The sequence below is a fragment of the Labrys neptuniae genome, from assembly GCF_040797145.1.
Taxonomy (GTDB): domain Bacteria; phylum Pseudomonadota; class Alphaproteobacteria; order Rhizobiales; family Labraceae; genus Labrys; species Labrys neptuniae.
The window spans coordinates 124517-148472 of record NZ_JBFNQD010000004.1; the positions used below are offsets into that span (position 1 = coordinate 124517).

Annotated in this window: 14 protein-coding genes; 8 read left to right on the plus strand and 6 right to left on the minus strand. The window is 65.2% G+C overall.

What is annotated here, in order from left to right; genetic code table 11:
* Positions 1 to 85: 85 nt before the first annotated feature.
* Genes ABXS05_RS14570 through ABXS05_RS14585 form a run of 4 tightly spaced genes read right to left on the minus strand, consistent with a single transcriptional unit; the run spans position 86 to position 6272 of the window.
* Positions 86 to 3106: an alpha-mannosidase gene (locus ABXS05_RS14570; protein ID WP_367624399.1), complete on the minus strand. Its 3021-nt coding sequence runs from the start codon at positions 3104 to 3106 to the stop codon at positions 86 to 88.
* A gap of 33 nt (positions 3107 to 3139) precedes the next feature.
* The gene (locus ABXS05_RS14575; RefSeq protein WP_367624400.1) at positions 3140 to 3982 is read right to left on the minus strand and encodes a carbohydrate ABC transporter permease; all 843 of its coding nucleotides are present in this window, start codon (positions 3980 to 3982) and stop codon (positions 3140 to 3142) included.
* Complete coding sequence (locus tag ABXS05_RS14580; protein WP_311941196.1) at positions 3979 to 4920, minus strand: carbohydrate ABC transporter permease; 942 nt, start codon at positions 4918 to 4920, stop codon at positions 3979 to 3981. Before ABXS05_RS14580 ends, ABXS05_RS14575 begins: the two co-directional genes overlap by 4 nt.
* Before the next feature lie 50 nt (positions 4921 to 4970).
* Positions 4971 to 6272: an extracellular solute-binding protein gene (locus ABXS05_RS14585; RefSeq protein WP_311941193.1), complete on the minus strand. Its 1302-nt coding sequence runs from the start codon at positions 6270 to 6272 to the stop codon at positions 4971 to 4973.
* 286 nt (positions 6273 to 6558) lie between these two features.
* On the opposite strand from ABXS05_RS14585, the gene ABXS05_RS14590 reads away from it, so the two are divergent.
* Positions 6559 to 8883, plus strand: a complete 2325-nt coding sequence (locus ABXS05_RS14590) for a Tex family protein (protein WP_367624401.1) — start codon at positions 6559 to 6561, stop codon at positions 8881 to 8883.
* A gap of 115 nt (positions 8884 to 8998) precedes the next feature.
* Here the strand turns inward: ABXS05_RS14590 and ABXS05_RS14595 are convergent, their stop codons facing one another.
* Both ABXS05_RS14595 and ABXS05_RS14600 read right to left on the minus strand, forming a co-directional pair.
* Positions 8999 to 10363 (minus strand): condensation domain-containing protein, encoded by a 1365-nt coding sequence (locus ABXS05_RS14595; RefSeq protein WP_367624402.1) that lies wholly within the window; start codon positions 10361 to 10363, stop codon positions 8999 to 9001.
* Positions 10364 to 10430: 67 nt separating this feature from the next.
* Positions 10431 to 14918 carry an amino acid adenylation domain-containing protein gene (locus ABXS05_RS14600; protein ID WP_367624403.1) on the minus strand — a complete coding sequence of 1496 codons (4488 nt, stop codon included), beginning with the start codon at positions 14916 to 14918 and terminating at the stop codon, positions 10431 to 10433.
* 148 nt (positions 14919 to 15066) lie between these two features.
* Here ABXS05_RS14600 and ABXS05_RS14605 point away from each other — a divergent pair, with 148 nt between their 5' ends.
* From ABXS05_RS14605 to ABXS05_RS14635, 7 genes are read left to right on the plus strand one after another with little or no spacing between them, the layout of a single operon-like run.
* Positions 15067 to 16245 carry an isochorismate synthase gene (locus tag ABXS05_RS14605; RefSeq protein WP_437178664.1) on the plus strand — a complete coding sequence of 393 codons (1179 nt, stop codon included), beginning with the start codon at positions 15067 to 15069 and terminating at the stop codon, positions 16243 to 16245.
* A gap of 32 nt (positions 16246 to 16277) precedes the next feature.
* Positions 16278 to 17906: a (2,3-dihydroxybenzoyl)adenylate synthase gene (locus ABXS05_RS14610; RefSeq protein ID WP_367624405.1), complete on the plus strand. Its 1629-nt coding sequence runs from the start codon at positions 16278 to 16280 to the stop codon at positions 17904 to 17906.
* Positions 17907 to 17918: 12 nt separating this feature from the next.
* Positions 17919 to 18797, plus strand: coding sequence for an isochorismatase (locus ABXS05_RS14615; RefSeq protein ID WP_367624406.1), 879 nt, complete (start codon positions 17919 to 17921; stop codon positions 18795 to 18797).
* A 13-nt stretch (positions 18798 to 18810) separates the two neighbouring features.
* Positions 18811 to 19578: a 2,3-dihydro-2,3-dihydroxybenzoate dehydrogenase gene (gene dhbA / locus ABXS05_RS14620; RefSeq protein ID WP_367624407.1), complete on the plus strand. Its 768-nt coding sequence runs from the start codon at positions 18811 to 18813 to the stop codon at positions 19576 to 19578.
* A 21-nt stretch (positions 19579 to 19599) separates the two neighbouring features.
* The gene (locus ABXS05_RS14625; protein ID WP_367624408.1) at positions 19600 to 20436 is read left to right on the plus strand and encodes a siderophore-interacting protein; all 837 of its coding nucleotides are present in this window, start codon (positions 19600 to 19602) and stop codon (positions 20434 to 20436) included.
* Positions 20417 to 20719 carry a phosphopantetheine-binding protein gene (locus tag ABXS05_RS14630; RefSeq protein ID WP_367624409.1) on the plus strand — a complete coding sequence of 101 codons (303 nt, stop codon included), beginning with the start codon at positions 20417 to 20419 and terminating at the stop codon, positions 20717 to 20719. Before ABXS05_RS14625 ends, ABXS05_RS14630 begins: the two co-directional genes overlap by 20 nt.
* Before the next feature lie 48 nt (positions 20720 to 20767).
* Positions 20768 to 23791 (plus strand): condensation domain-containing protein, encoded by a 3024-nt coding sequence (locus ABXS05_RS14635; protein WP_367624410.1) that lies wholly within the window; start codon positions 20768 to 20770, stop codon positions 23789 to 23791.
* Positions 23792 to 23956: the final 165 nt, after the last annotated feature.

The window sequence follows — 23956 nt, forward strand, 5'->3', positions numbered from 1 at the left end:
CTTGAAAACGGGACGCTCGATGAAGAGAAGGCGGATCGTCCGACACTCACTTGAGTATCGTAGGGACGTCCGCCCTCCCGGAAAGTTACTCCCTCTTCAGCACCCAGCTGCGCACCTCGAAGGGCTTGAGATCCGGGCCATCGGCCCGCAACACCGCCTCTTCGAGGATGTCGACGGCCTCGCCGAGCCGCCAGCCCGCGGCCGGTTTGACGGCGAAGGCACCGCGGGCGCCGGCGGGCTCATAGACGCGCAGGATGAGCCCCCCACCCTGTTCCGCCCGCTTGAGACCGCCAAGCCCGGCCGCGATGCCCTCGACGGCGAGCGGCCGATGCGACCCCGGATGCAGGCCGGTGGCAGCGAGTGCCAGCACCGGCTGGTTCAAATCGAGCGCCTCCTCGCGTACGCCGCCCTCATGCCAGCTGCCCTGGTGCGGCAGGAGCGCATAGGTGAAGCTCTGCTCGCCCTCATCGGCCAGCGGATCGGGATAGATGGGCGCACGCACCAGGCTCAGCCCCAACACGTTACCCTTTACGCTGTGGCCATATTTGGCGTCGTTCAGGATGGCGACGCCGAAACCGGGTTCCGACAGATCGGCAAAACGATGGGCCGGCACCTCATATTGGGCGCTCTCCCAGGAGGTGTTGTCGCGGGTCGAACGCCCTACGACGCCGAAGGCGCATTCGAAAGTGGCGAAGTCCGAGCGCACCGCCACCGGCGTCAGGGTCCTGAGCAGCACGCGGCGATCATGCCAGTCGAGATCGGTCCTGATTTCCAGGCGCGGCGAGTTGGCCCACAGCCGCAATGTCTGAGCGATAGTGGAGTCGCGGAAGCGCCTGACGATCCTGACGGCAACGCGATGCGGACCGGTCTCGACGATTTCGATCGCCTCCACCGCCGTCAGTTCCTGGCCATTGGCAGTGTAGTCGTCCTCGATGTCCCAGGCATCCCAGTTGCGCGGCTTGTCCATGGCATAGGCCCAGAGCTGGTTGCCGCGGCCGGCCAGCGCCTCGCGCGCGGCACGCTTGTCGTAAAGGCTGGCGAGCGTGCCGTCGCCATTGAGTGCAACCCGCACGAAGCGGTTTTCGAGGCCGGTCTTCGAGACCGTGAGGCCCGAGGTCGGCACCAGTCCGGCACGATCGAGCACAGCGATGCCCAGAGGAGGCAGCGTCCCTTCCGGCGCCAGGGGAGCGCCGTCGATTTCGCAGCGGATGGGCCGCGCATGAAGGTCGGGATTGACCACCACCAGCACGTCCGCCGACCCGCTTTTGGGAAGCTGCGCCGCCACGGCGGCGAGCCCGGCTTTCTGCACTTCCCGGCCCGTCGCCAGCGCCTTGCCGAGCTCGCGCTCGGCATCCTCGTAGATCTCGCGAATGCCCGAGCCCGGCAGGATGTCGTGAAACTCGTTCTTGAGCACCTTGTGCCAGGCCGGCTCCAGGCTGTCGGGCAGAGGGCCGCCGAGCAGTGCCGCCAGCGAGGCGACGGTCTCTGCCGTGATCAGGGCCCTCTCGGCGTGGCGGTGCAGCTTTTTGGTGTGACTTTGCGTGGTCAGCGTGGCCCGGTGCAGTTCGAGATAGATTTCGCCCGACCAGACCGGGATTTTTTCCGCCGGCACTTCGTTGTGTATACGAGCGTAGAAATCCTCGACCCGGACCGGCTTGAGTGCCGGGATCGCCGGAAAATCGGCGAGCTGGGCCTGGCGCTCCAGCATTTCGGGCGTGGTGCCGCCGCCGCCATCGCCATAGCCGACGGCGAGCAGGCTTTCGTCATGGATGTCCTTGCGGCGGAAATTCTTCCAGGTCGGGATGACGGCCGCCGGCTCTGTCGAGCCATTATAGCCATGCAGCGGATTGTCGAAGGTGTGGGCGATCACCCGGCTGCCGTCGAGGCCTTCCCAGAAGAAGAGGTCGTGCGGGAAGCGATTGGTCTCCGACCAGTTCACCTTGATGGTGAAGAAGGAATCCATGCCGCCCTGCCTGAGCAGCTGCGGCAGGGCCGGCGAGAAGCCGAAGCAATCCGGCAGCCAGCAGACGCGATGGCGCACGCCGAACTGGCGCTGGAAGTAGCGCTGGCCGTAGAGGATCTGGCGCACGAAGCTCTCGCCCGTCGGCATGTTGGTGTCGGGCTCGACCCACATGCCGCCGATGGTTTCCCATTGGCCCTTCTTCACCGCCGCGACGATATCGGCGAACAGCGCCGGATCGTCCTCCTCGATCTGGGCGTAATAGGCAGCCGTGGACTGATTGAAGACGAAGCTCGGGAACTGCTCCATCAGGCGCAGGGCCGTGTGGAAGGTGCGGCGCGCCTTGCGCCGCGTCTCGTCATAGGGCCAGAGCCAGGCGAGATCGATATGGGCATGGCCGGTGATACCGAGCTTGCCCTGCTGGGGAAAGCGGACCTTGAGGGCGCGCAATTCGGCGACGAGCGCATCATGCGCCGCCGCCACGCTGGCGCGATGGTCCTGCCGCAGGCCGTCGGGGTTCGATTTCAGGGCCGGCAACTGCCAGATCGAGCGCTGCTGGGTGTAGTCGCCCATGCGCGCGACATAGTCCGAGGTGGCCGAAGGCCAGTCGAGGGTCGCGAAGGTGCGCTCGGCCGCGCCCACCAGATGCGGCACGACTTCATGCTCACCCAGGAAGTGCGCCACCTCGGACACCTGCTTGAGCAGCAGGCGCAACTTGTGAACGGCGGGTTCGATGCGCGCCAAGCGTGCCGCCACCAGGTGTGGCTCGGGTACGGGCTCGCCGAAAGGCAGCCGGGCCACGCTGTCCGCCTCGATCGAGAAGCGCCGGCCGGGCACCGGATATTCCTGGTGGTAGGGATCGTGGCCGTAGCGCTTCTGCCCGGCCTCGCTCGTCAGCGTGACCAGGCTCTCGCCGCCGAGATCGAGGATCAGGCGGACCTCCTCCAAGGGCCAGGACTGGGGCACCTCGGCCTTGGCGGCGAAATGCACGACGCCGTCGCGCCTCGGCCAGTCGGCGCCGAGGGCGATCGGTTCGCCATCGAAGGTCCAGCCTTCGACGGCGACCTTTTCGTGCTCTCGCCAGAAGCCGAGCTCGAGCACACGGACATCGAGGCGGGCGATCCGCTGCTGGATCGTAAGAGACATCTTAAACTCCTAGATAAAACAATATGTTATGATCTAACCTTTAACTGCTCCGGCAGTCAGCGCTCCCACCACCATGCGCTGCAGCGCCACGAAGGCGATGATGGCCGGCACCACCGCCACCAGGCAGGCGGCTGCCAGCACCTGGGTGGTGGAGGCGTTGGAGGTGCCGGCGAAATTGAAGATCGCCACCGCGATCGGCAGTTGCGGATCCTTGTTGAGCAGCAGGAAGGGGATTAGGAACTGCGACCAGTTGAGGATCATGATCAGGATGAAGGCCGAAGCGATGCCGGGCGTGATCAGCGGCAAAGTGATGCGCCAGAAGATGCCGAAGCGGCTGCAGCCATCGATGGCGGCCGCCTCCTCCAATTCGCGCGGGATGGCGTCGATGGCGCTCTTGAGCAGCCAGGTGCACATCGGAATGCCCACGGCGATATAGACCATGATCACGCCGAAATGGCTGTTGAGCAGGCCGAGATCGCTCATATAGCGATAGAGCGGTACGAGGATGACCAGGGGCGAGACCATCTGGAAGGCGAGGATCGCCATCATCAGGACCGAGCGGCCGGTGAACCAGAAGCGTGAAAAGGCATAGGCGGCCGGCGCTGCCACCGCGAGACAGCCGAGCCCCCCGAGCGCCGAGAGCTTCAACCCGTTCCACAGATAGACCAGGAAGGCGGGGTCGCTCAGCACCTGCTCGAAATTGGCGAGCGTCGGGCGCTTGGGGATGAAGCGGGCTGCCCCCAGAAACACCTCCTGGCGCGAGCGCAGCGCCAGCGACAGCAGCCACAGGAGCGGCGTCAGGAAGAAGGCGGCGATCAGCACGGCCAGTATATAGGTGGCGACATCGCCCCATTTCTCGCGGCGCTCGCCCTTCATGTCCGATCCTCCCAGCGTGGCAGGAAAGCGGCGTAAAACAGGGCCAACGCCAGGCTGATCGCCAGCATCAGCACGGAGAGCATGCTGCCGCCGGCGAGGTCGTAATTGCGGAAGACGGTGTTGTAGGTGAAGAGCGAGAGCACTTCCGTCGCCCGCCCGGGCCCGCCACCGGTGAGGGAGATGATGGCGTCGAAGGTATTGAGCGTCTGGATGGTGATCAGGATCGAATTGACCAGGATGGCGCTGCGCATCATCGGCAGGGTGACGAAGCGGAATTTCTGCCAGCCATTGGCGCCGTCGACATTGGCCGCCTCGTAGAGCGTAGGATCGATGCCCTTGAGCGCGGCGTAGAACACGATCATCGAAAAGGCCGTGCCGCGCCAGACATTGGAGATGATGGCCGAAATCATGGCGTTGCCCGGATCGGACAGCCAGGCCACCGGGGCGATATGCAGCATGCGAAGCACGCTGTTGATCGCCCCGAAAGGCGCCTCCGAGAACAGCATCTGCCAGATCAAGCCGTTGGCGATGCCGGGAATGACCCAGGCGATCAGCACGATGGTGCGGATCACCGTCATGCCGGGCAGGCGGCGGCGCTCGCCGCGGACCACCACCAAAGCGATGCCGAAGCCGACCGCCTGCTGGCCGATCACGCTCGCCGCGCAGAAGACGAAGGTGGTGAGGAGGATATCGCCGAGCGCCGCATTGCCGAGCATGGCGTAGAGGGTGTCGAGCGTATAGCGCTCCTCGGAACTGAGCAGCGTCGCATTGGTCAGGGACAGGCGGAAGACGTCGATAATCGGATAGAGATAGAAGGCGGCGAGCAGCAGCACGGCCGGCGCCAGCCAGGCGAAGGGATTGGTGTCGATCCGCCCGGCCAGGCCGAGCCCGCGCTGGCGGCGCGGCACGGCGGCGATAGCGGCCCTGGTCGTCGACATGGCGTCCCTCTCCTGTCTGGCACCAATTTGTGGGTTCGGCTGTCCTTCCCTTATTTTTGCCGGGTATAGGCTGCCTGCACGGCGGCATTGGCGGCATCGAGCGCCTCTTCGGGCGTCTTGGTGCCGGCCAGCACATCCCCCATCATCACCTGGATCTGGTTGGAGATCTCGGCATAGATCGGTACGCCCGGCCTGGCCTGGCCATGGGTGAGCGCCGCCGCAAAGGCCTTGTTCGCCTCGGTCTTGAAGACGTCGAACTTGTCATATTGCGCCTTGGAGGTCGGCAGTTGCTGCTGCAGGGCGTTGCCCAGCCCCGAATAGACTTCCTTGGCGATGGCCGCGCACATGGCGACCTTCTCCGGATCGTTGGCAAAGGCTCCGACCGTCCAGCCGCCGGTACCGGTGGCATTCTGCCCGGCGGTCGGTCCCGGAATCTCCGAGAAGGTCCATTGCTCGAAGGCTTCCGGCTCGAGAATGGTCTTGAGCTGGCCATATTGCCAGTTGCCGCCGATGAACAGCGCCGTCGTCCCGGCTGCGGCCGCGGCGTTCAGCTCGTCGTAATTCATGATGGTGGTGACGCGCTTGGGCGCCGCGCCGGAATCAACGAGATCCTTGAAGTATTTGACAGCCTTGAGGAATTTCTCGCGGTTCTCGCCCTCCGCGAAAACGGGCTTGCCGCTGTCGTCGACGAGCTTGCCGCCCTGGCTCCAGAAATTGGCGAGCCAGTCGAAGGTGGTGGCCTCCCAGCGCCCGGCATTGAAGAGCAGGCCCTCCATGCCCTTCTCCTTGGAAGCGAGAGCTGCCGCCTTCAGTTCGTCCCAGGTCTTGGGGGCGTCCGGCACCACGTCCTTCTTGCGGTAGAGCACGCGCAGATCGGTATCCCACCACCAGGCATAGATCTTGCCGTCCTTGCCGGTGATGCCCTGGCGCACGAAGGGGAAGAGATCGTTGACCTCGTCCTTGGTGAAATAGGCGTCGAGCGGCTTGAGCACGCCGGCACCGATGAACAGGGCCAGCACGAAGGAATCCACCGCGGCGCAATCGGGGCCCCGCCCGGCTTTGGCCTGTTCGAGCATGCGGGCCTGCTCCTGGCCGATATTGTCGGACATGCGTTCGAGCTCGATCTTCCAGCCAGGATGGCGCTGGATGAAGTCGCCGAACAGCTTCTTGTAACCCTCCGCCCAGACCGGGTCGGTGCTGTCAGGCCCGTCGCCCGTGAGCCGGAAGGTCAGTGATTTCGGAGCATCGGCCGGCCCGATCCGGCTCTTGGTGACGAGGTCTTCGGCCTGTGACGAGGCGGTTGCGAAGGCAACGGCCGAGGCGAGCAACGCGGCAACCAGACGCTTGCGCATCTTGTTTCTCCCTGGGGTGTTTCCTCGATCGGGCGGATCGGTTCCGCCTCATGGTGGCGCAGTGACGCCACGCGAATAAATCACATCGATTTTATTGAGGCAAGCTTGTTCGGGAAATCGCGCAACGTGGTGCAGGCCATCGGCGTCGGGTGGTTGAAAAGCTGGTGGAAAGAGAGGTGCGATCGAGATCGGCTGGCTGTGGAGAAGCACTGTGCCCCGATCGCGGGCATGGCGATCCCGTGCCACCTTGCCTATGGTGCGCGACTCATTGTCGAGCGAGGAGCGCATGAACGGCAAGCAACACGCCACCGGAGCCAGCCTGCGCCTGGCCACGATCATTGCAGCCGAGATCGGCGCCAAGCCGCAGCAGGTCACGGCTGCCGTTGCCCTGCTCGACGAAGGCGCCACCGTCCCCTTCGTCGCCCGCTACCGCAAGGAGGTGACCGGCGGGCTCGACGACACGCAGTTGCGCGATCTCGCCGAACGCCTCGCCTATCTGCGCGAGCTCGAGGCCCGGCGCGAGACCATCCTTGCCTCCATCCGCGAGCAGGGCAAGCTCGACGACGCGCTCGAGGCCAAGATCGCCGCTGCCGCCACCAAGGCGGAACTTGAAGACATCTATCTGCCCTACAAGCCCAAGCGGCGCACCAAGGCCGAGATCGCCCGCGAGCGCGGGCTGGGGCCGCTCGCCGAGGCCATCCTGGCCGACCGGGCGGCTGTGCCCGCGGAGCTTGCGGCGGCCTATCTCGGCGACGAGGTCCCCGACGCCAAGGTGGCCCTGGAAGGCGCGCGTGACATCCTGGTCGAGCGCTTCAGCGAGAATGCCGAACTGGTCGGACGACTGCGCAGCTATATGAAGGAGCAGGCCTTCCTGCGCGCCCTCGTCATCGACGGCAAGCAGGCGGCCGGCGCAAAGTTCTCCGATTATTTCGACCATATCGAGAAATGGTCGGGCGTGCCCAGCCACCGCGCCCTCGCGATGCTGCGCGGCCGCAACGAGGAGGTGCTGTCGCTCGACATCGAGGTCGACGCCGACAATGCCTCGGCGGTGAAGCCGGTGGAGCGCATGATCGCCCAGACCTATGCGATCGCGGACAGCCTTCCGGGTGACCGCTGGTTGCTGGAGGTCGTCGGTTGGGCCTGGCGCGTCAAACTCTCACTGCACCTTTATGTCGACCTGATGGGCGATCTGCGCGAACGGGCCGAGGAGGAGGCGATCCGGGTCTTCGCGCGCAACCTCAAGGACCTGCTCCTCGCGGCGCCGGCCGGCTCCCGCGCCACCATGGGCCTCGATCCCGGCATCCGCACGGGCGTGAAGGTCGCGATCGTCGACGGCACCGGCAAGCTTCTGGCCACCACCACCGTCTACCCCTTCCCGCCCAAGAACGATGTGCGCGGCGCCCAGGCCGAACTCGCTTCCCTCGTCCGCCGCCATAACGTCGAGCTGATCGCCATCGGTAACGGCACCGGCAGCCGCGAGACGGAAAAGCTGGTGGTCGAGATGCTCGCCGCCCTGCCGGCGCCCAAGCCGCTGAAGGTCATCGTCAGCGAGGCGGGTGCTTCGGTCTATTCGGCTTCGGCGACGGCCGCTGCCGAATTTCCAGATCTCGACGTCTCGCTGCGCGGGGCGGTCTCGATCGCCCGGCGGCTGCAGGACCCGCTGGCGGAGCTCGTCAAGATCGAGCCGAAATCGATTGGCGTCGGGCAATATCAGCACGATGTCGACCAATATCGCCTGGCCCGTTCGCTGGACGGGGTGGTGGAGGACGCGGTCAACGCCGTCGGCGTCGACCTCAACACCGCTTCGGCCTCGCTGCTTGCCCGCGTCTCCGGTCTTGGCGCCTCGCTCGCCGAAGGCATCGTGCTGCATCGCAATGCCAACGGTCCCTTCGCCAGCCGCAAGGATCTGCTCAAGGTCTCCCGCCTGGGCCCGCGCGCCTTCGAGCAATGCGCCGGCTTCCTGCGCATCCCCAATGGTGCCGAGCCGCTGGACGCCTCCGCCGTGCATCCGGAAGCCTATGGCGTGGCCAAGAAGATCGTCGCCGCCTGCGGGCGCGACGTGCGTGCGCTGATGGGCGACAGTGCCGCCCTCAGAAAGCTCGATCCGCAGGCTTTCGTGGACGAACGCTTCGGCCTGCCGACGGTGCGTGACATCATCGCCGAGCTGGACAAGCCCGGCCGCGATCCCCGGCCGGAATTCAAGACGGCGACCTTCGCCGACGGCATCGATGACATCAAGGACCTCAGGCCCGGCATGCTGCTGGAAGGCACCGTCACCAATGTCGCGGCCTTTGGCGCCTTCGTCGACATCGGCGTGCACCAGGATGGCCTCGTGCATGTCTCGCAACTGGCCGATCGTTTCATCAAGGATGCGCATGAAGTGGTGAAGGCCGGCGACGTCGTGAAGGTGCGGGTCGTCGAGGTCGACATCCCACGCAAGCGTATTGCCCTGTCGATGCGGCGGGACGGCCAGTCGGGTTCCGACAAGCCCGCAAGGCGCGACGACAAGGCCAGGCCCAATCCATCTCGGCAGAACCAGGGCCGGCCCGACAAGCCGGCTGCACAGGGCGCTTTCGGTGCAGCCTTGGCCGAGGCGCTGAAGAAGCGTTGAGGGTTCCTCTTGCTGGGAGAACGCAAGCACCCCTGCTCATAGGTGCCAGCATGAGCTGTGAGGGAATGCCAACTCTTTACCCTCCCCCTCCAGGGGAGGTAAGAGCCGGCGCCTGCTATCCGGCCTTGGCGATCGGCATGGCCTCGCCATAGAGCTCTCCCGCCGGACGGGACCGTGTCTGCGGTGCCAGGGCCTGGCGGAGAAAGACCGGCAGTTGGAAGCGATGGCGTTCGAAAGCATCACGGCCGGTGATGGCGGAATCCGCATCGAGTTCGAGTATGAGCGCACCGGCATCGTCCTCGGCACGATAGGTCACGCTGAAGCCCTCCCCGGTGCCGCTGGCCAGCACGTGGCGCCTTGTCCGGCAACCGGAGAATTCGGGCTGGTCGAATGGCAGCACGTTGACGAGCGGCGCAAAGAAGAAGCGCGAACCCGCGGGCAGGCCACAATCGATGGCAATATGCTCGATCCGGTAGCGCCCATGCGCGCGCTGGCGGCGCAGGTCCTTGGCTCCTCTCTTCAGCAGGACCGCCAGCGGCTCCTCCCCGCTGGCGGCGAGGCGGAACGGCAGGATGTTCAAGAGCATGGCCGGTATGTTGGCGCCCACGCTACCCCAGCGGCTCATGAAGGGCAGCCACAGCGTCATCCGCCCTTTGCCGCCCCTTTCCTGCTCCGAGCCATGGCGCAGGAGATACAGGCCGGTCAGCAGGACCAGCAGATCCGGCCAGGCGATGCCCAGTTCGGTCGCGCTCTGCCGCAGGATACGGCCGAGATCGTCCGGCAGCCTGTCATGCGATTGCAGGCCCTCCGCTCCGTAGCCCTCGCCGGCCTTGTCCACCACCGGCAGCGAACCGGGACCGGCGAGATAGTCCTGCCAGAACCGGCGATCCTCGGCGAAGCGCGGTCCGGTGCGATAGGCCTCCTCCTCCGCCAGGAAACTGGCAAAGCGATCGAAGGGACGCCCGGCGCCGGCATGACCCAGCAAATGGGCATAGAGCTGCGCGCATCTTTGCTCGATCAAGGTGAGACCGAAGCCATCGAGGATGATGTGATGGGCCCGGATGTACCAATAATAGCGGTTCTCGCCGATGCGCAGCAGCCATTGCGCCGAAAGCGGGTGACGCGTGAGGTCGAGCTTTGCGCGAATGTCGGCCTGCATCAGGCCCATGGCCGCCCGCGCCGGATCCGGGCGATCGGTGAGGTCGATCTGCTTGACCTCGGGCAGGCGCCGCGGGTCGAGGCACTGGCGCGGCAACCCGTCGCTCTGGGCAACCGCAAAGCTCGCCGCGAGGATATCGGCTTCGTGAACGGTGCGGGCAATGGCCCGGCAAAGGGCCGAAACGTCGACTGCCCCCTCAATGTCGAGATAATGGGCGACGGTGGAGAGCGGCTGGTCGGGATGGAAGCTGAACTCTTCCCAGAAATCCAACTGCGGCGGTGTCAGCTTCATCCAGTCGAGGGGGGCGTCTTCTATCGGCATCGAAAAAATCCAGAATATTGGAATGGGGTGTCGGGTGTCGGGACGGCCACCCGTGATCTCGGCGCATTCATCGAGCCAGCAACGCTTCGACCTGCCTTGCATTGCGGCAGCGCAGCAGGTGCGCTGCAGTCAGGCTCACGCCGAACTCGCCGCTGATACGGCCGGCGACGGTCTTCAGATGCGACGGCAGCAGGCCCATCGACACGAAATCCACTCCCTCGTCGTGGCCATCCTGGCGCGCTTTACCGAGCACGCTCAGATAGATGTCGAGGATGCGCCCGCTGGAGGACGGCGATGCAGGAACCGGGCGAATTGCACCGTTCCCGCCACCTTCGGCTGCGTCCGATTCGAGCAGGATCTGCCTGGCGCGGTTGCGGTCCGGCTTGCCATTGGCCGAGAGCGGTAGAGCCTCGACGCGAAGGAAGCGGATGGGAACATGGGTCTCGGGCAGGCGCTGGCGCGCGAAGGCGCGCAGTTCCCCGACGGGAAGCCCGGATCCCGCCTCGCTCACATAGATCGCTGCCAGCGCCAACTCGCCGGCATCGCCGACGGGATAATCGACGGCCAGGACATGCTTGATCGAGCCATGGGCTGCGAGTTCATTCTCGATGTCGGGCAGCGAAACCCGGACACCGCGTATCTTGACATAGCCATTGACCCGGCCGGCGAAAATCAAGGTGCCATCAGGTCGATAAAAGCCGCGGTCGCCCGTCCTGAAGGCCCGAACCTGCCGTCCGTCCTCGGCGGAGATGGAGACGAAGTCGTTCTGGCTAAGCCCGCCATCTTCCAGATAGCCAATCGCGACAGCGACGCCGGCCGTATGAATGCGCCCGACGACATGCGGCGGGCAATGTTCGCCTCGTTCGTCGAGCACGAAATAGCTCACGCCCGGCAAGGGACGCCCATAGGGAATGATGGCGGCATCATCGGGGCCGATCTCGTGCCAGATGCTCCAGATGGTCGTCTCGGTCGGGCCCCCCAGCGAGATCAGCCTGGTGGCGGGGTGGGTACGACGCAACTGCTCGATCACCGTCGGCTTGATGTAGTCGCCGCCCTGCGCGATCAGCCTAAGCGACTTCAGCTGTTCGCCGCGCTGGCAGGCGAGCAGCATTTCGAGGATGGCGGGAACCGAGCACCACACCGAAACCCGATGCCGTTCAACCAGCCGGTTCCAGCCGATGGCGTCCTTCTCCTCGCCAACGGCCGGCATGACCAGGCTCGCACCGGCGCACAGGGCGCCGTAGATATCGAACACTGACATGTCGTGATGCAGCGGCGTGACGGAGATGAAGACATCCTCGGTGCCGATGCCCCAGAATTGCAGCGTGTGGTCGATGACGTTCCAGGTCGCCCTGTTGGCGACAACCACGCATTTCGGCTTGCCGGTCGTGCCGGAGGTATAGAGATAATAGGCAGCGTCCTCGCTGGCTGACAGTTCGTTCAAGAATTCCGGTGCGGCCAGCCCGTCTGCTGCCACCTCGGCTGAGAGCAGCGCCTCGACGGGCAAGGCCCCGATGCCGGGTGCGAGACTGAGGCCGACCACGAGCGCCGCCCGGCAGTTCTGCAGGAGATAGCCGACACGGTCCGGCGGCGATCCCACATCGATGGGGACCCAGACCAACCCCAGGAGGGAACAGGCGAGCGTGACCATGACATGCTCGGGGCTGCGCGGAAGGCAGACCGCCACCACCTCTCCCCGGCTGAGGCCGCGCTCGCGCAGGCCTGCCATGATGCGCGAAACATGGTCGCCGAGTTCGGCATAGGAGATCCGTCGTTCGCCGCAGATCAGGGCATCCTTGGCGATGGTGCCTCCGAACAGATGCGCGGCGATGCGGGCAAGGAAGCCGGCAGGCGCCAGGTTTGTCGGCTTGTCATTATGGCTGTAATGGCTGAGGTCGAGGACATCGCCGGCCGGCAGGACGAGTTCGCCACGCCGGCCGACCGCTGCAATCGCCCTGGCCATGGCCTCCAGAATAGCCTCGACCACCGTACCGTCGATGGCTTCGCGGGCATGATCGATGCACAGGACCAGGTTCCTGTGTTCGTCCATCGACATCCGGATATCCATCGCCACTTGCGGTGTCTGCGTTACACCGCCATGCAGGCGCACCGGGCTGTCCTCGGCCAGCGTTTCCCAGGACAGTCCGTTGGTGACGACCACCGGCAGGGCCGGCCCTTCGGAATGGCGGTTGATCAGGACCCTGTTGATATCGACGCCCGAGAAGGCGAGGTGCTCCAGGCCTTCGAGCGTGTCGGCCTGCAGCCGCCGGGCACGGTCGTCGAAAGTGCCCTCCCCGGCCCGATAGTCGACAACGATGAAGGTGGAATCATTGCCCATCGGCCCCGTCGGCAGGGCAACGGGAACGCCGACGCAGAGCCCCCCCTCGCTTGTCCAATGCGCCAGGGTTTCAAGGATCACCGCCGTCAGGACGGAATGGCGGAAGAGCGTTCGGGCAGCGCCGACCTTGGTCAGCTTGACGAAATCGTCCCGCGGCACGGTCACGCTCCGGCGTTCGTAACGGGAGGCCCTGATCTCGGCCAGGGGACGCTTCCAGGGCAGCCGCGGCGGTTCGGAGGCGGTTTCCAGCTTGCGCGTCCAATAGGCCGCATCCGCCTCTCGCTCGGCTTGTGCCGACAGCGTCCGGTCTGCCGCCGGCGCCAGGAGGGAGCTCGTTGCGAGGGGAGCCGAGCCAAACAGCTGACGCAGGATCGTAGCGATCGAGCGGCCGTCCACGACGAGGGCGTCGAAACGGGCGAACACCGCATGGGAATGGTAACTCCCCTCCCCGGACTGCGGCTGGGGAAGGTGGAACACCAGCATGTGCCAGGGTGGCAGGCTGAGATCATGCAGATGGTGCGCATAGCTCTCCCGCATGGCGTCGATCCTCTCCCAGGCCTTGGCCGCTGGCAGGCCGCGCAGGTCGATCTCATCGAGATTGAGCCTCGCCTCGTCATCGACGTGCTGGGTCAGGTTCTCGGCGTCGATGCGGTTGCGAAGGCAGGGCACAGTGCGCACGAGGGCGTGCAGGCGGGTCTTGAATTCGTCGATAGCCAGCTTGCCGCGATATTCGCGAAATTCCTGCATGGCGACGCCACCGAGTGGGAACTGGTCGCCGCGGCCGAGGAGATAGGCGCGCTGCAAGGGGGTGAGCGCCCTTTCGGGAGCTGAAGAATGAGCCATTGAACGAGGTTCCTCGGGAGCCGCGGGGCGGCCGGTGTGACTGATGGCGGCAGGCTTGCTTTCGACGCAGGCGGCCAACACAGCTTCGACGGGCTGGCTCAAGGCTTCGGGCACGGTTGCAACATGTCTCACGCAGGCGAGATAGGTCTCGAACATCGCCTTGACCCAGGCCTCGGGAATGGCGTCCAGGCGCACGTCCCAATTGATCAGGATACCGCCATAGGCCGAGACGACCTGTGCATCGAGCGCGACCTGGGGCCCCTGCGAAATCACAAAGCCCATGGCGCCGAAGGTCCGGGTGACCCGATCCGAGAACAGCTTGCCACGAAGATCGAGGCCTGCCGTGAAGACCACGGGCGCAAGCTGCACCTCGCCATTAAGGCGCGAGAGATCACGCATGATGCTCGGCCCCGGATAGGCGGCATGCGAGATCGCCTGGGTCATCTCGGCCCCGATGCGCCGGCACAGATGTTCGACCGACTCACCTGCGACGCGGGTAACCGGCAGGATCAACGGATTAGAAAACTCGCCGATCATCTCATCCACGCCATCCGCATAGGGCAGGCGATGGAACATCGGCACGTTCAGGCGGAAGCGCCGGGATGGCGTGCTTGCCCCGAGCACGGCGGCGAAAAGCCCGAGCATCAGGGTTGAAAGGGTCAGGTGATGCCGCCGGGCCGTCCGGGTCAGCGCCTCGCGCTCCGATGGACCGAGCTGCGCGGCAAGGCGATCGCTGCATATCCCTGCCTGTGGCTCCTCGGGAGAGGGCAAGGCGGGGGCAGGCGGCATCTCGGAGAGGCGGGAGCGCCACCATTCCCGGTCTCTCTCGCGCCGGGCCGCCAGCTCACCATCCGCCTCCATACGGGTCAGATAGTCGAAATAGGAGGCCTGCCGCGGCTGGCCCGGCATATCGCTATCCTCATAGAAGCGGGCCAGATCTTCCATCAGCCGGCGAAAGCTCTGGGGATCGACGGCGATCATGTCGGTGTCGACGTGCAGGCGGCAGCGGTCGCCCGGCAGCAGGCTCAGGCTGAGGTCGCAGACCCGGCCGAGATGAATGGGCAGGCTTTGGTTGGTCTTGGCCTGACGCTTGGCCGATAGCGCCTTGGCGACGGCCTCCTCCCCGAGGGTGCTGAGATCATCGACCTCCAGCGCCGGGCCGTCGCCATCCACAGCCTGCAGGCCGTCGGCGCTGACGCGCAGGCGCAACATCGGATGCATTTCGCCGAGACGTTCCACCGCCCGCCGCAGCGTTCCCACGTCCAGCCCCTGGTGATCGAATTCCGCATAGAGATGCGCCGCGACGCCACCCATCGCGGCAGCGGATTGCCGCCCTACCCAGTAGGCGGCCTGCATTATGGTTAGTTCTCTCATCTCAAATTCGCGATATTGACAATCTACCTGAAATATAATCATGTAAATTTAATGGTCAATCGCACACATTGAAAATATAGTGTGCAGTAAAGAACCATTCAAAAGAGTGCAAATCCTGATTATAGGAATTACAATAAGGGCAGTAGTTATGCAGGCTGGGGCCGTTGCAATGTATGCTGATGAGAAAACTATCTCCTCGGCAAGCGGTAGCAATTTACTATTCAGTACCGGAAGCAGAGAACTGCGCTCCTTCGGGCCGCGTCGGCTGATCAGCATGCCTGCCCGCGGGGGCGAGGACTGGGGCAGCCAGTTCCAGCGCAGCGTGCGCCAGGCGCTGGACGAGGCGCGGACCGAGGGCCAGGACAACCCTATCGTGATGGGGGCCATTCCCTTCGACATGCGCGAGCCATCCTGCCTCTATGTGCCGCAGGTCTATGAATGGCGGGAACGCCAAGCGCCCCGAACCGCTGGTAGTACGGACCGGCTGCCGGCCCTGCTCGACCAGCGCAGCATTCCCGACGAGCCCGGCTTCAAGAAGGCGGTCGAACAGGCGATCCTGAACTTTCGTCATGGCGACATTCGCAAGGTCGTGCTGTCGGTCATGCGCGAATTGCGGTTTGCCGGATCCGTGGACGTGGATGGCCTGCTCGACAGCCTGCGCATGCAGAACACCAGCGGCTATCAGTTCCGCGTGCCGCTGCCCGATGGCGGGGAATTGATCGGCGTCAGCCCGGAACTGCTGCTGCAGAAGGAGGGCGATCGCTTCGTTTCCAATCCGCTGGCCGGCTCGGCGCGGCGCCAGCCCTTCCCGGAAGCTGATCAGGCCGCCGCCGATGCCCTGCTGCGATCGCCGAAGGATCTCTACGAGCACCGCGTGGTCATCGACGACATCCGCCGCGTGCTCGAACCGCATTGCACCGAACTGGTGATTCCGGACTCCCCTTCCGTGATCAGCACCGCCGCGCTGTGGCACCTGTCCACGCGGCTGCATGGCCGGCTCATCGATCCGCAGATGAGCGCGCTGCAGTTGGCTTGCCGCCTGCACCCCACACCGGCCGTCTGCGGCACGCCCACCGACCAGGCCCACAAGCTCATTCGTTTCGTGGAGCCTTTCGAGCGCGGCCTGTTCACCGGCATGGTGGGCTGGTGCGACAGCCGGGGCGACGGGGAATGGGTCGTCACCCTACGTTGCGGTATCGTCGAGCGGGAAGTCGTTCGCCTGTTTGCCGGCGCCGGCATCGTCGAGGCGTCGCAGCCCGAGGCCGAATGGGCCGAGACCCAGACCAAGCTGAAGACCATGCTCAACGCCTGCGGCCTGGCGGCATGACACGATCCCTTCAGACCCAACCAGGTTACGCTATGAACGTCGACTTCGTGCGCTGGCCGGAAAGCCTGGCGCAGCGCTACCGGGAACGCGGCCATTGGCTCGACCAGCCCCTGACCCGTATCCTCGACCAGCAATGCCGCGAACGCCCCGACGCCCTCGCACTCATCTGCGGCGAACGCCGGTTCAGCTATGCCGAGATCGACCGGCTGGCCTCGAACCTGGCCGCCCGCCTGAGCGCCCTCGGCCTCGGCCATGGCGACACTGCGCTGGTGCAATTGCCCAATGTCGCGGAATTCCACATCGTCTTCTTCGCGCTGCTCAAGATCGGCGTCGCGCCGGTCAACGCCCTCTACAGCCACCGGCGGCTGGAAATGAGTGCCTATGCGCGGCAGATCCAGCCCCGATTGCTGATCGCCGCTCGCCGGCACGAGCTTTTCAGCGACGAGACCTTTATGGGCGAACTGCGCTCCATTTCCCCGGCGCTCGCCCAGGTCCTGCTGCTGGGCGAAACATCGCCCGACACTAGCCTCGACCTCTGGCTCGCCGAGGGCGGGGCTCCCTCCCATGGCGGTACGCCCACCAGGGCGGACGAAGTCGCCTTCTTCCAGCTTTCCGGCGGCAGCACGGGCACGCCCAAGCTCATTCCCCGCACCCACAACGACTACGACTATTCCGTCCGCGCCAGTGCCGAGATCTGCCGTCTCTCGCCGCAGACACGCTTCTTGTGTGCCCTGCCGGCGGGTCATAATTACGTGCTCAGTTCGCCGGGCACGCTGGGCGTGTTCCATGCCGGCGGCTGTGTCGTCATGGCCGCCAATCCCGAGCCGCTCGGCTGTTTCGCACTGATCGAGCGGCACGGCATCGACATGGCGGCGCTGGTACCTTCGGCCGTGGCGCTCTGGCTGCAGGTCGTGCCGGGACATGAGGCGGCCCTGCGTTCCCTCAGGCTCATTCAGGTCGGCGGCGCCAGCTTCGCCGAGGCGCTGGCCCGGCAGGTGCCGGAAAAGCTCGGCTGTGCCCTGCAGCAGGTGTTCGGCATGGCCGAAGGCCTGGTCAACTACACCAGGCTCGACGACGCGGACGAACTCGTCTTCACCACGCAGGGGCGCCCGATCAGTCCCGATGACGAGGTCAAGGTCGTCGATGAAGAAGGACGGGACGTTCCCGACGGCGAGACCGGCATGCTTGCCACGCGCGGGCCCTACACGTTCCGGGGTTATTACCGCAGCCCCGAGCACAATGAAAAAGTGTTCGACGTCGACGGTTTCTACTATTCGGGCGATCTCGTTCAGCGCTCGGCGCAGGGCTATCTGCGCGTCGTCGGCCGCATCAAGGACCAGATCAACCGCGGCGGCGAGAAGATCGCCTCCGAGGAGGTCGAGAACCTGCTGCTGCTGCATCCGGAGGTGATGCAGGCCGCTCTGGTGGCGATGAGCGATCCGCTGCTGGGCGAAAAGAGCTGCGCCTTCCTGGTGGCCAGGAAGCCCGGCCTGCCGCCCTCGGCGCTACGCCAGCATCTCATCGCCCAGGGCGTGGCCGAATACAAGCTGCCGGACCGCTTCCGCTTCATCGATACCATGCCGCTGACCCCGGTCGGCAAGATCGACAAGAACCGGCTGCGCCAGCAGCTGCAAAACCCACCCGTTTCCCTATCGACCTGACGAAGGTGCCCCATGGCCATTCCCTCCATCACCGACTATCCCATGCCCACGCCGGAGGCGTTCCCCGCCAACCGCACGCAGTGGCAGCCCGATCCGGCCCGCGCGGTACTGCTGATCCATGACATGCAGCGCTACTTCCTGCGTTTCTACGATGCTGACGGCGCCCTGGTGCGCCAGCTCGTCGACAATCTCGTCGCCATCCGGCGATGGGCGCGGGAGCGCGGTGTTCCCGTGGTCTACACCGCCCAGCCGCACGAACAGCCGGCAGCGGACCGGGCCCTGCTCAATGACATGTGGGGGCCGGGCCTGACCACGGCCGACCCGGCCCTGCAGGCCATCGTGGCGCCCCTTGCACCGGAAGAGGGCGACACAGTGCTGACCAAATGGCGCTACAGCGCCTTCCAGCGCTCGGAATTGCTTTCCCTTCTGCGCCAATGGGGCCGCGACCAGCTGCTGGTCGGTGGCGTCTACGCCCATATCGGCTGCATGATCACCTCGGCAGATGCCTTCATGAACGACATCCAGCCCTTCCTGGTCGGCGATGCCGTCGCCGATTTCTCGCCGGACGATCATCTGATGGCGCTACGCTACGTGGCGACGCGCTGCGGCAGCGTCATCACCACCAAAAGCCTCGTCGACACGGCCGCCCCCACCCTGAGCCGGGACTGGCTGGTCAAGCGTGTGCGTGCGCTCATCGAGGAGGAGGTCGACTTCGATCCGGACGAGAACCTGATCTATTACGGCCTCGATTCCGTTCAGGTCATGCTGCTGGCCTCGGAGCTGAAGGAGCGTGGCGTCGCCGTGCGCTTCGAGGAGCTCACGCGCATTCCCACACTCAATGCCTGGTGGTCCTTGATCGAGAGCAAGCAACCCCAGGCCATTGCGGCGTGACCGGATGAACGTGATGACGTCATGGAATTTCGCCGGCAAGCGCGTGCTGGTCACGGGCGCGGCCGGCGGTATCGGACGATGTGTGGCCGAACGCTTTCGCGCTGAGGGCGCCAGGGTGGTCGGGCTCGACCTCGCCGCGCCCAACGCAGGCGGGAATGGCAATGCCGAAGCGGAGCTTATCGCGCTCGACATCACCGATCCCCGGCAGGTCGACGAAGTATGCGGCCGTATACTTGGCGAGTCCGGAAGCCTCGACATTCTCGTCAACGCCGCCGGCGTCCTGCGGCTCGGAGCGGCCGAGGACCTGACGCTCGACGACTGGCAGGCCTGTTTCGGTGTCAATGTCAGCGGCGCTTTCTACCTCATGCGCCGCTGCATCCCGCTGTTCAAACGCCAGCGTTCGGGCGTGATCGTCAACGTCGCCTCCAATGCCGCCCATGTGCCGCGGGTTGGCATGACCGCCTATTGCGCCTCGAAGGCGGCAATGGTCAGCCTCAGCCATTGCGTCGGGCTGGAACTCGCCCCTTTTGGCGTGCGTTGCAACGTGGTCTCGCCCGGTTCCACCGACACCCCGATGCTGCGCGGCATGTTCAAGAACCCCTCGGATGGGCAGCGGCTGCTGGCCGGCCTGCCCGAGCATTTCAAGCTCGGCATTCCGCTCGGAAAGCTCGCCTCACCCGAGGAGATTGCCGACGTCGTCCTGTTCCTGGCCTCCGACCGCTCCAGCCACGTCACCTTGCAGGACGTAGTCGTGGACGGCGGCGCCACGCTGGGCGCCTGATCTCAAAGGATTTGCAACATCATGACCATTGCCACCGCCCCGGAGAGCGAAAAGGACCGCTCTCCCCAACGCGTCCGCCACGAAGTTCGCCTGCGCCAGCTCGAAGTGCGCCGGGTGACGCGGCTTGCTCCCTCGATGACGAGGATCACCCTGGCCGGCCCGGCACTGGAGGGCTTTACCAGCCTGGGTTTCGACGACCATGTGAAGATGTTCTTTCCTGCGCCCGGCGAGAGCCGCCCGAGCCTGCCCCATATCGGGCCGGAAGGCATGGAATTGCGGGAGGATCAGCCCAAACCCATCACCCGCGACTACACGCCCCGGCGCTATGATCCCGCCGCCGGCGAACTCGACATCGACTTCGTGCTGCACGACGAGGGCCCCGCCAGCACCTGGGCCGCCGGCGTGAAGGCCGGCGACGAAGCCTGGATCGCCGGGCCGCGTGGCTCTTTCGTCATCCCCTTCGCCTTCGACTGGTATCTGCTGATCGCTGATGAGACCGGCCTGCCCGCTCTCGCCAGAAGGCTCGATGAATTGCCGGCCGGAGCACGGGTGCTGGCCTTCATCGAGGTCGACGGCAGGCAGGATCGCCTGCCGCTCGATACGGCCGCCGACGCGACGGTCGTCTGGGCCCACCGCGGCGATGCCCATGCCGGGCAAACGGGCGCCCTGCTCCAAGCTGTGCAACAGGCGGAATTTCCGGCCGGCGACTACCATGCCTGGATCGCCTGCGAGTCGCTCCAGGCCAAAGAGCTGCGCCGCTTTCTGATTGGGGAACGCGGGGCCTTGCCCAAATGGGTGCGGGCATCAGGCTATTGGCGGCGCGGCGCCACCGCGGTGCATGACCATCATGACGACTGAGAACGCGCTGTCCGTTCGGATGCGGGAGGCCGCTCCCGAACGAATGCCATCGCTGGAACGGATCCGGCAGGAAGTGGCTGAGGTCCTCGATCTCGCGCCCGAAGATGTGCCCGAGGAGCTCAACCTGATCGAGATCGGCCTGCACTCCCTCGCCATCATGACTCTGATCGGGCCGATCTCGCGGCTGGCCGGCGTCAGGCTCGATTATGCCGATTTGGCCGCTACCCCGACGGTTCGGGCGTGGAATGCCCTCATCGAACGCAAACGAGCAGCAGCCCTTTGACAACGAAGATGAATTGTTCCGGCACACGCCGGACGTATGGAGATTGAGATGGCGGAAAGATCAGCCCGCTTGCTGTCGGTCGAAGAAATGCCGCGTCTCGACAGCGTGGTTCAGAACGGGCCGGACCACTCGACGATGGCGCTGACCCAGGCGGAAGAAGCCTTGTGGCTGCGCCAGCAGCAGGATCCCGATGCCGTGCTGAAGCATGTGATCGCCTTCAGGCTCGATGGCGCACCCGATCTGCCCCGACTGGTCGCGGCCCTCTACCGTGCTTTCGAGGCCTTGCCGGAGCTGAATGTACGCTATCGTTTCAGCCCCGACGGTGAATTGGAGAAGACTGCCGGCAGTGAAGTTTCGTCCTGCCTTCACATCCGCCGCGTCGAGACGACCGCTGAAGCGGTCAATACGCTGCTGGCCGAGCAGGGCGCGACCTGGGATCTCGAACGGGATGCCCCGATCCGTGCCCTGGTCCTGCTGAGTGGCGAAGCGACGATCCTCGGCTTCATGGTTCACCGCATCCTGGGCGGGGTCATCCGTTGGAGAACCCTGCTGCAAGCGGTCTCCCATTCCTACAATGGCATCTCGTCCGCAATGGGGGGCTCGGCCGGCGGCGAGGCCGCACCGGAGGTCGCGGAGATGGAGCCGGCAGTGGACGCCGAAATCAGCGCGCCGCCGGTGCCCTGGCTGCTGAGGACTGGCGGCAACGAAGCGCCGGGCCTGATTGATTTTGCCCGGGCGCCGCTGCTGGAACGAAGCCTGATGGCCCGCGCGGCGGGTCGCTGCGGTACCCTCATAGAGACGGCCAGCCTCTCGGCGCTGGCCGGACCACAACCTACACCATCGGCCTTGATCGCCGCCGTGGCCCTGCAGTTCGGACGGTTCCTGGCTCAGCTCGGCGATAGCGCCGCCGTGGATCTGAGCCTGCCTCGCCGGCCGGCGACCGACATGCTCGACCTGTCCCTGCCCTTCTGCGCGCAGCGCTTCCTGCGGATCATCTTGCCGCGGGACGTGGCTGATACCAAGGACGCGATGGCGCGGATCCTCGCCGGCATGGCGAGCCCGGATGTCGGTACGCTCGACCTGCGTCCGCAAGCCGAACGAAACGATGCACCACGCCCGCACGCCTATGTGACCTGGCTGACCGACCCCGCGTTCGTCCTTCCGCTCGACGGGATATCGGTCGAACGCCTGCCCCTGCCCTCCCTCGCAGCGCGGCCGGATCTGGCCCTGGGCCTGGGGCGGGCTGCGAGGGAAGACCGGCTGGCGCTCGAGCTCATGGCCGGCCAGGCCCTTTCGACGGCGGCCGGTGCCTTTGTTCTCGAGCGCTTTGCCGGCATGCTTGCAGGCACGGCGCCGTTGCTTGGGGCAGCGGGCTTTGGACATGCCGTTTTCGATTCCCAGCCTGATATATCCGCATCGCCTGCATCGGCCCCGCCCGACAAGGGGGCCAATGCGATCGAAGAGATCATCCTGGCCGAGTTCCGCCAGGCCCTCTCCTCGCCGGAAATGACGGCCGACGACGATTTCTTCGATCATGGCGGCCACTCGCTGATCGCCACCCGCGTCATCGGCCGCCTGCTGGGCTCGCACGGCATCGAGGTCAACTTCAACGACCTCTTCCGCCACCCGACGGCGGCAGGCCTCGCCGGGCTCGCCCGACGCCACGATGTCGAGCAAGAGGCAAGCGTCCCCACAGCGGCAGACGGCTCCGCCCTCATGGCTCCTTTGTCGCTGGCCCAGAACTCGCTGTGGAAGATCTACGCCGCCTTCGGTTTCGGCGAGATCTTCAACCTGCCCTTTGCGCTGCGTTTCCTCGACCGCGTCGACGAAACCATCTTCGCCAGGGCGTTCCAGGACGTGCTGGAGCGGCATTCGGGTCTGCGCACCCTTTTCCGTCAGCAGGAAGACGGGACGGTGGGCCAGCTCATCGTGGCACCGGAAGATCTGGGAGCCTACAAATGGTTCTGGCATTCGCATGAAAGCCAGGCTGGCGATCGCAACCAGGAAGCCGCTTACCGCTTCGACCTGTCCCACGAATTGCCGCTGCGGCTGCGTTTCCTGATCGAGGAGGAGAGTGGCCAGCAGGTTCTGTCTCTGTTGTTCCATCACATGGTGCTGGACGAATGGTCGGTGAACCTGATGATGGACGAGCTCGGCCATGCCTATCGCCAGCGGGCGGCGGGCAAGGCGCCCATCTGGGCCGAGCAGCCGGCGCCGTTCCATGAATTCGCGCGTCTCCAGCATGGAGCCGGTCTGAACCAGGCGCATCTCGCCTATTGGACCGACATGCTGCGCGATTCACCGCGCAACCAGCAGATCCTGCCACGGCCTGCGGCCAGCGATGATGCGTCCCGCTCCCCGTCCAACGCTGGTGGCTGGGTGGAGCTCAAGCTCGAAAGCGCTGTGACCGAGGGGCTCTATGCCCTCGCCAAGGCGAACGGCGCCTCGCTGTTCAACGTGGTCTATGCGGCCATCGCCAGTTCCCTGCATCTTCTCGGTTCCCTGGACGAGCTGGTGGTGGGAACCTCGGCCTCGGGCCGGAACGAGCCCGACTACTTCGACACCATCGGCTATTTCACCACGGTGGTGGCGCATCGGGTCGGCTTTTCGCCCGAAAGCACGGTGGCCGAGTTGATCGACCAGGTGAAGAGCACCATCAACGGCTCCCTGCCCAATACCGACATCCCCATCGACCTGGTCGAGGAGGCGCTGGGCATCGTGCGCGAGCAGGAACATCTGTTCGAAGTCTTCATCCAGCTTCATGCCAAGAACAAGTTCAACGGCGCTTTCACGCTGGAGGACGAGAGCAGGATCGAGTTCCGCCAGGTGGATCCCGAACGGCATGAATCCGTGCTCGGCCTGCAATTCGAGGTGATGGAAGAAAAACTCGGCGAAGAGCGCTGCATCCGCGTGATGATGACCTACCGCTCCGAGCATTACGACCCGCAGCAGGTCGAATTGATCCGCCAGACCGTGCTGAAGATCTTCCACCACTTCGCCGAACCTGGCGGTGCCAGTACGCGGCTTGTCGACCTGCGGCCTGCCATCGACGCGTTTCAGGCGCCGGCCTGACGGGCTCGCTCCGTCCCTGAAAGAGCAGGGATCGCCAGAACCATGCCACAGCGACAGAGGCGGGGGAACGCAGCGTCTGCGTTCCCCCGCCTTTCCTTCGATAGGGCTTACCCGCTCCAAATTACGTACAATTTTGAATTCTTATAATTCATGCAATCATAACAC

Excerpts from the sequence above, each read along its gene's own strand:
- ABXS05_RS14570 (WP_367624399.1), bottom strand. The coding sequence starts at position 3,106 with ATGTCTCTTACGATCCAGCAGCGGATCGCCCGCCTCGATGTCCGTGTG.
- ABXS05_RS14575 (WP_367624400.1), bottom strand. The coding sequence starts at position 3,982 with ATGAAGGGCGAGCGCCGCGAGAAATGGGGCGATGTCGCCACCTATATA.
- ABXS05_RS14580 (WP_311941196.1), bottom strand. The coding sequence starts at position 4,920 with ATGTCGACGACCAGGGCCGCTATCGCCGCCGTGCCGCGCCGCCAGCGC.
- ABXS05_RS14585 (WP_311941193.1), bottom strand. The coding sequence starts at position 6,272 with ATGCGCAAGCGTCTGGTTGCCGCGTTGCTCGCCTCGGCCGTTGCCTTC.
- ABXS05_RS14590 (WP_367624401.1), top strand. The coding sequence starts at position 6,559 with ATGAACGGCAAGCAACACGCCACCGGAGCCAGCCTGCGCCTGGCCACG.
- ABXS05_RS14595 (WP_367624402.1), bottom strand. The coding sequence starts at position 10,363 with ATGCCGATAGAAGACGCCCCCCTCGACTGGATGAAGCTGACACCGCCG.
- ABXS05_RS14600 (WP_367624403.1), bottom strand. The coding sequence starts at position 14,918 with ATGAGAGAACTAACCATAATGCAGGCCGCCTACTGGGTAGGGCGGCAA.
- ABXS05_RS14605 (WP_437178664.1), top strand. The coding sequence starts at position 15,067 with ATGCAGGCTGGGGCCGTTGCAATGTATGCTGATGAGAAAACTATCTCC.
- ABXS05_RS14610 (WP_367624405.1), top strand. The coding sequence starts at position 16,278 with ATGAACGTCGACTTCGTGCGCTGGCCGGAAAGCCTGGCGCAGCGCTAC.
- ABXS05_RS14615 (WP_367624406.1), top strand. The coding sequence starts at position 17,919 with ATGGCCATTCCCTCCATCACCGACTATCCCATGCCCACGCCGGAGGCG.
- dhbA (WP_367624407.1), top strand. The coding sequence starts at position 18,811 with ATGACGTCATGGAATTTCGCCGGCAAGCGCGTGCTGGTCACGGGCGCG.
- ABXS05_RS14625 (WP_367624408.1), top strand. The coding sequence starts at position 19,600 with ATGACCATTGCCACCGCCCCGGAGAGCGAAAAGGACCGCTCTCCCCAA.
- ABXS05_RS14630 (WP_367624409.1), top strand. The coding sequence starts at position 20,417 with ATGACCATCATGACGACTGAGAACGCGCTGTCCGTTCGGATGCGGGAG.
- ABXS05_RS14635 (WP_367624410.1), top strand. The coding sequence starts at position 20,768 with ATGGCGGAAAGATCAGCCCGCTTGCTGTCGGTCGAAGAAATGCCGCGT.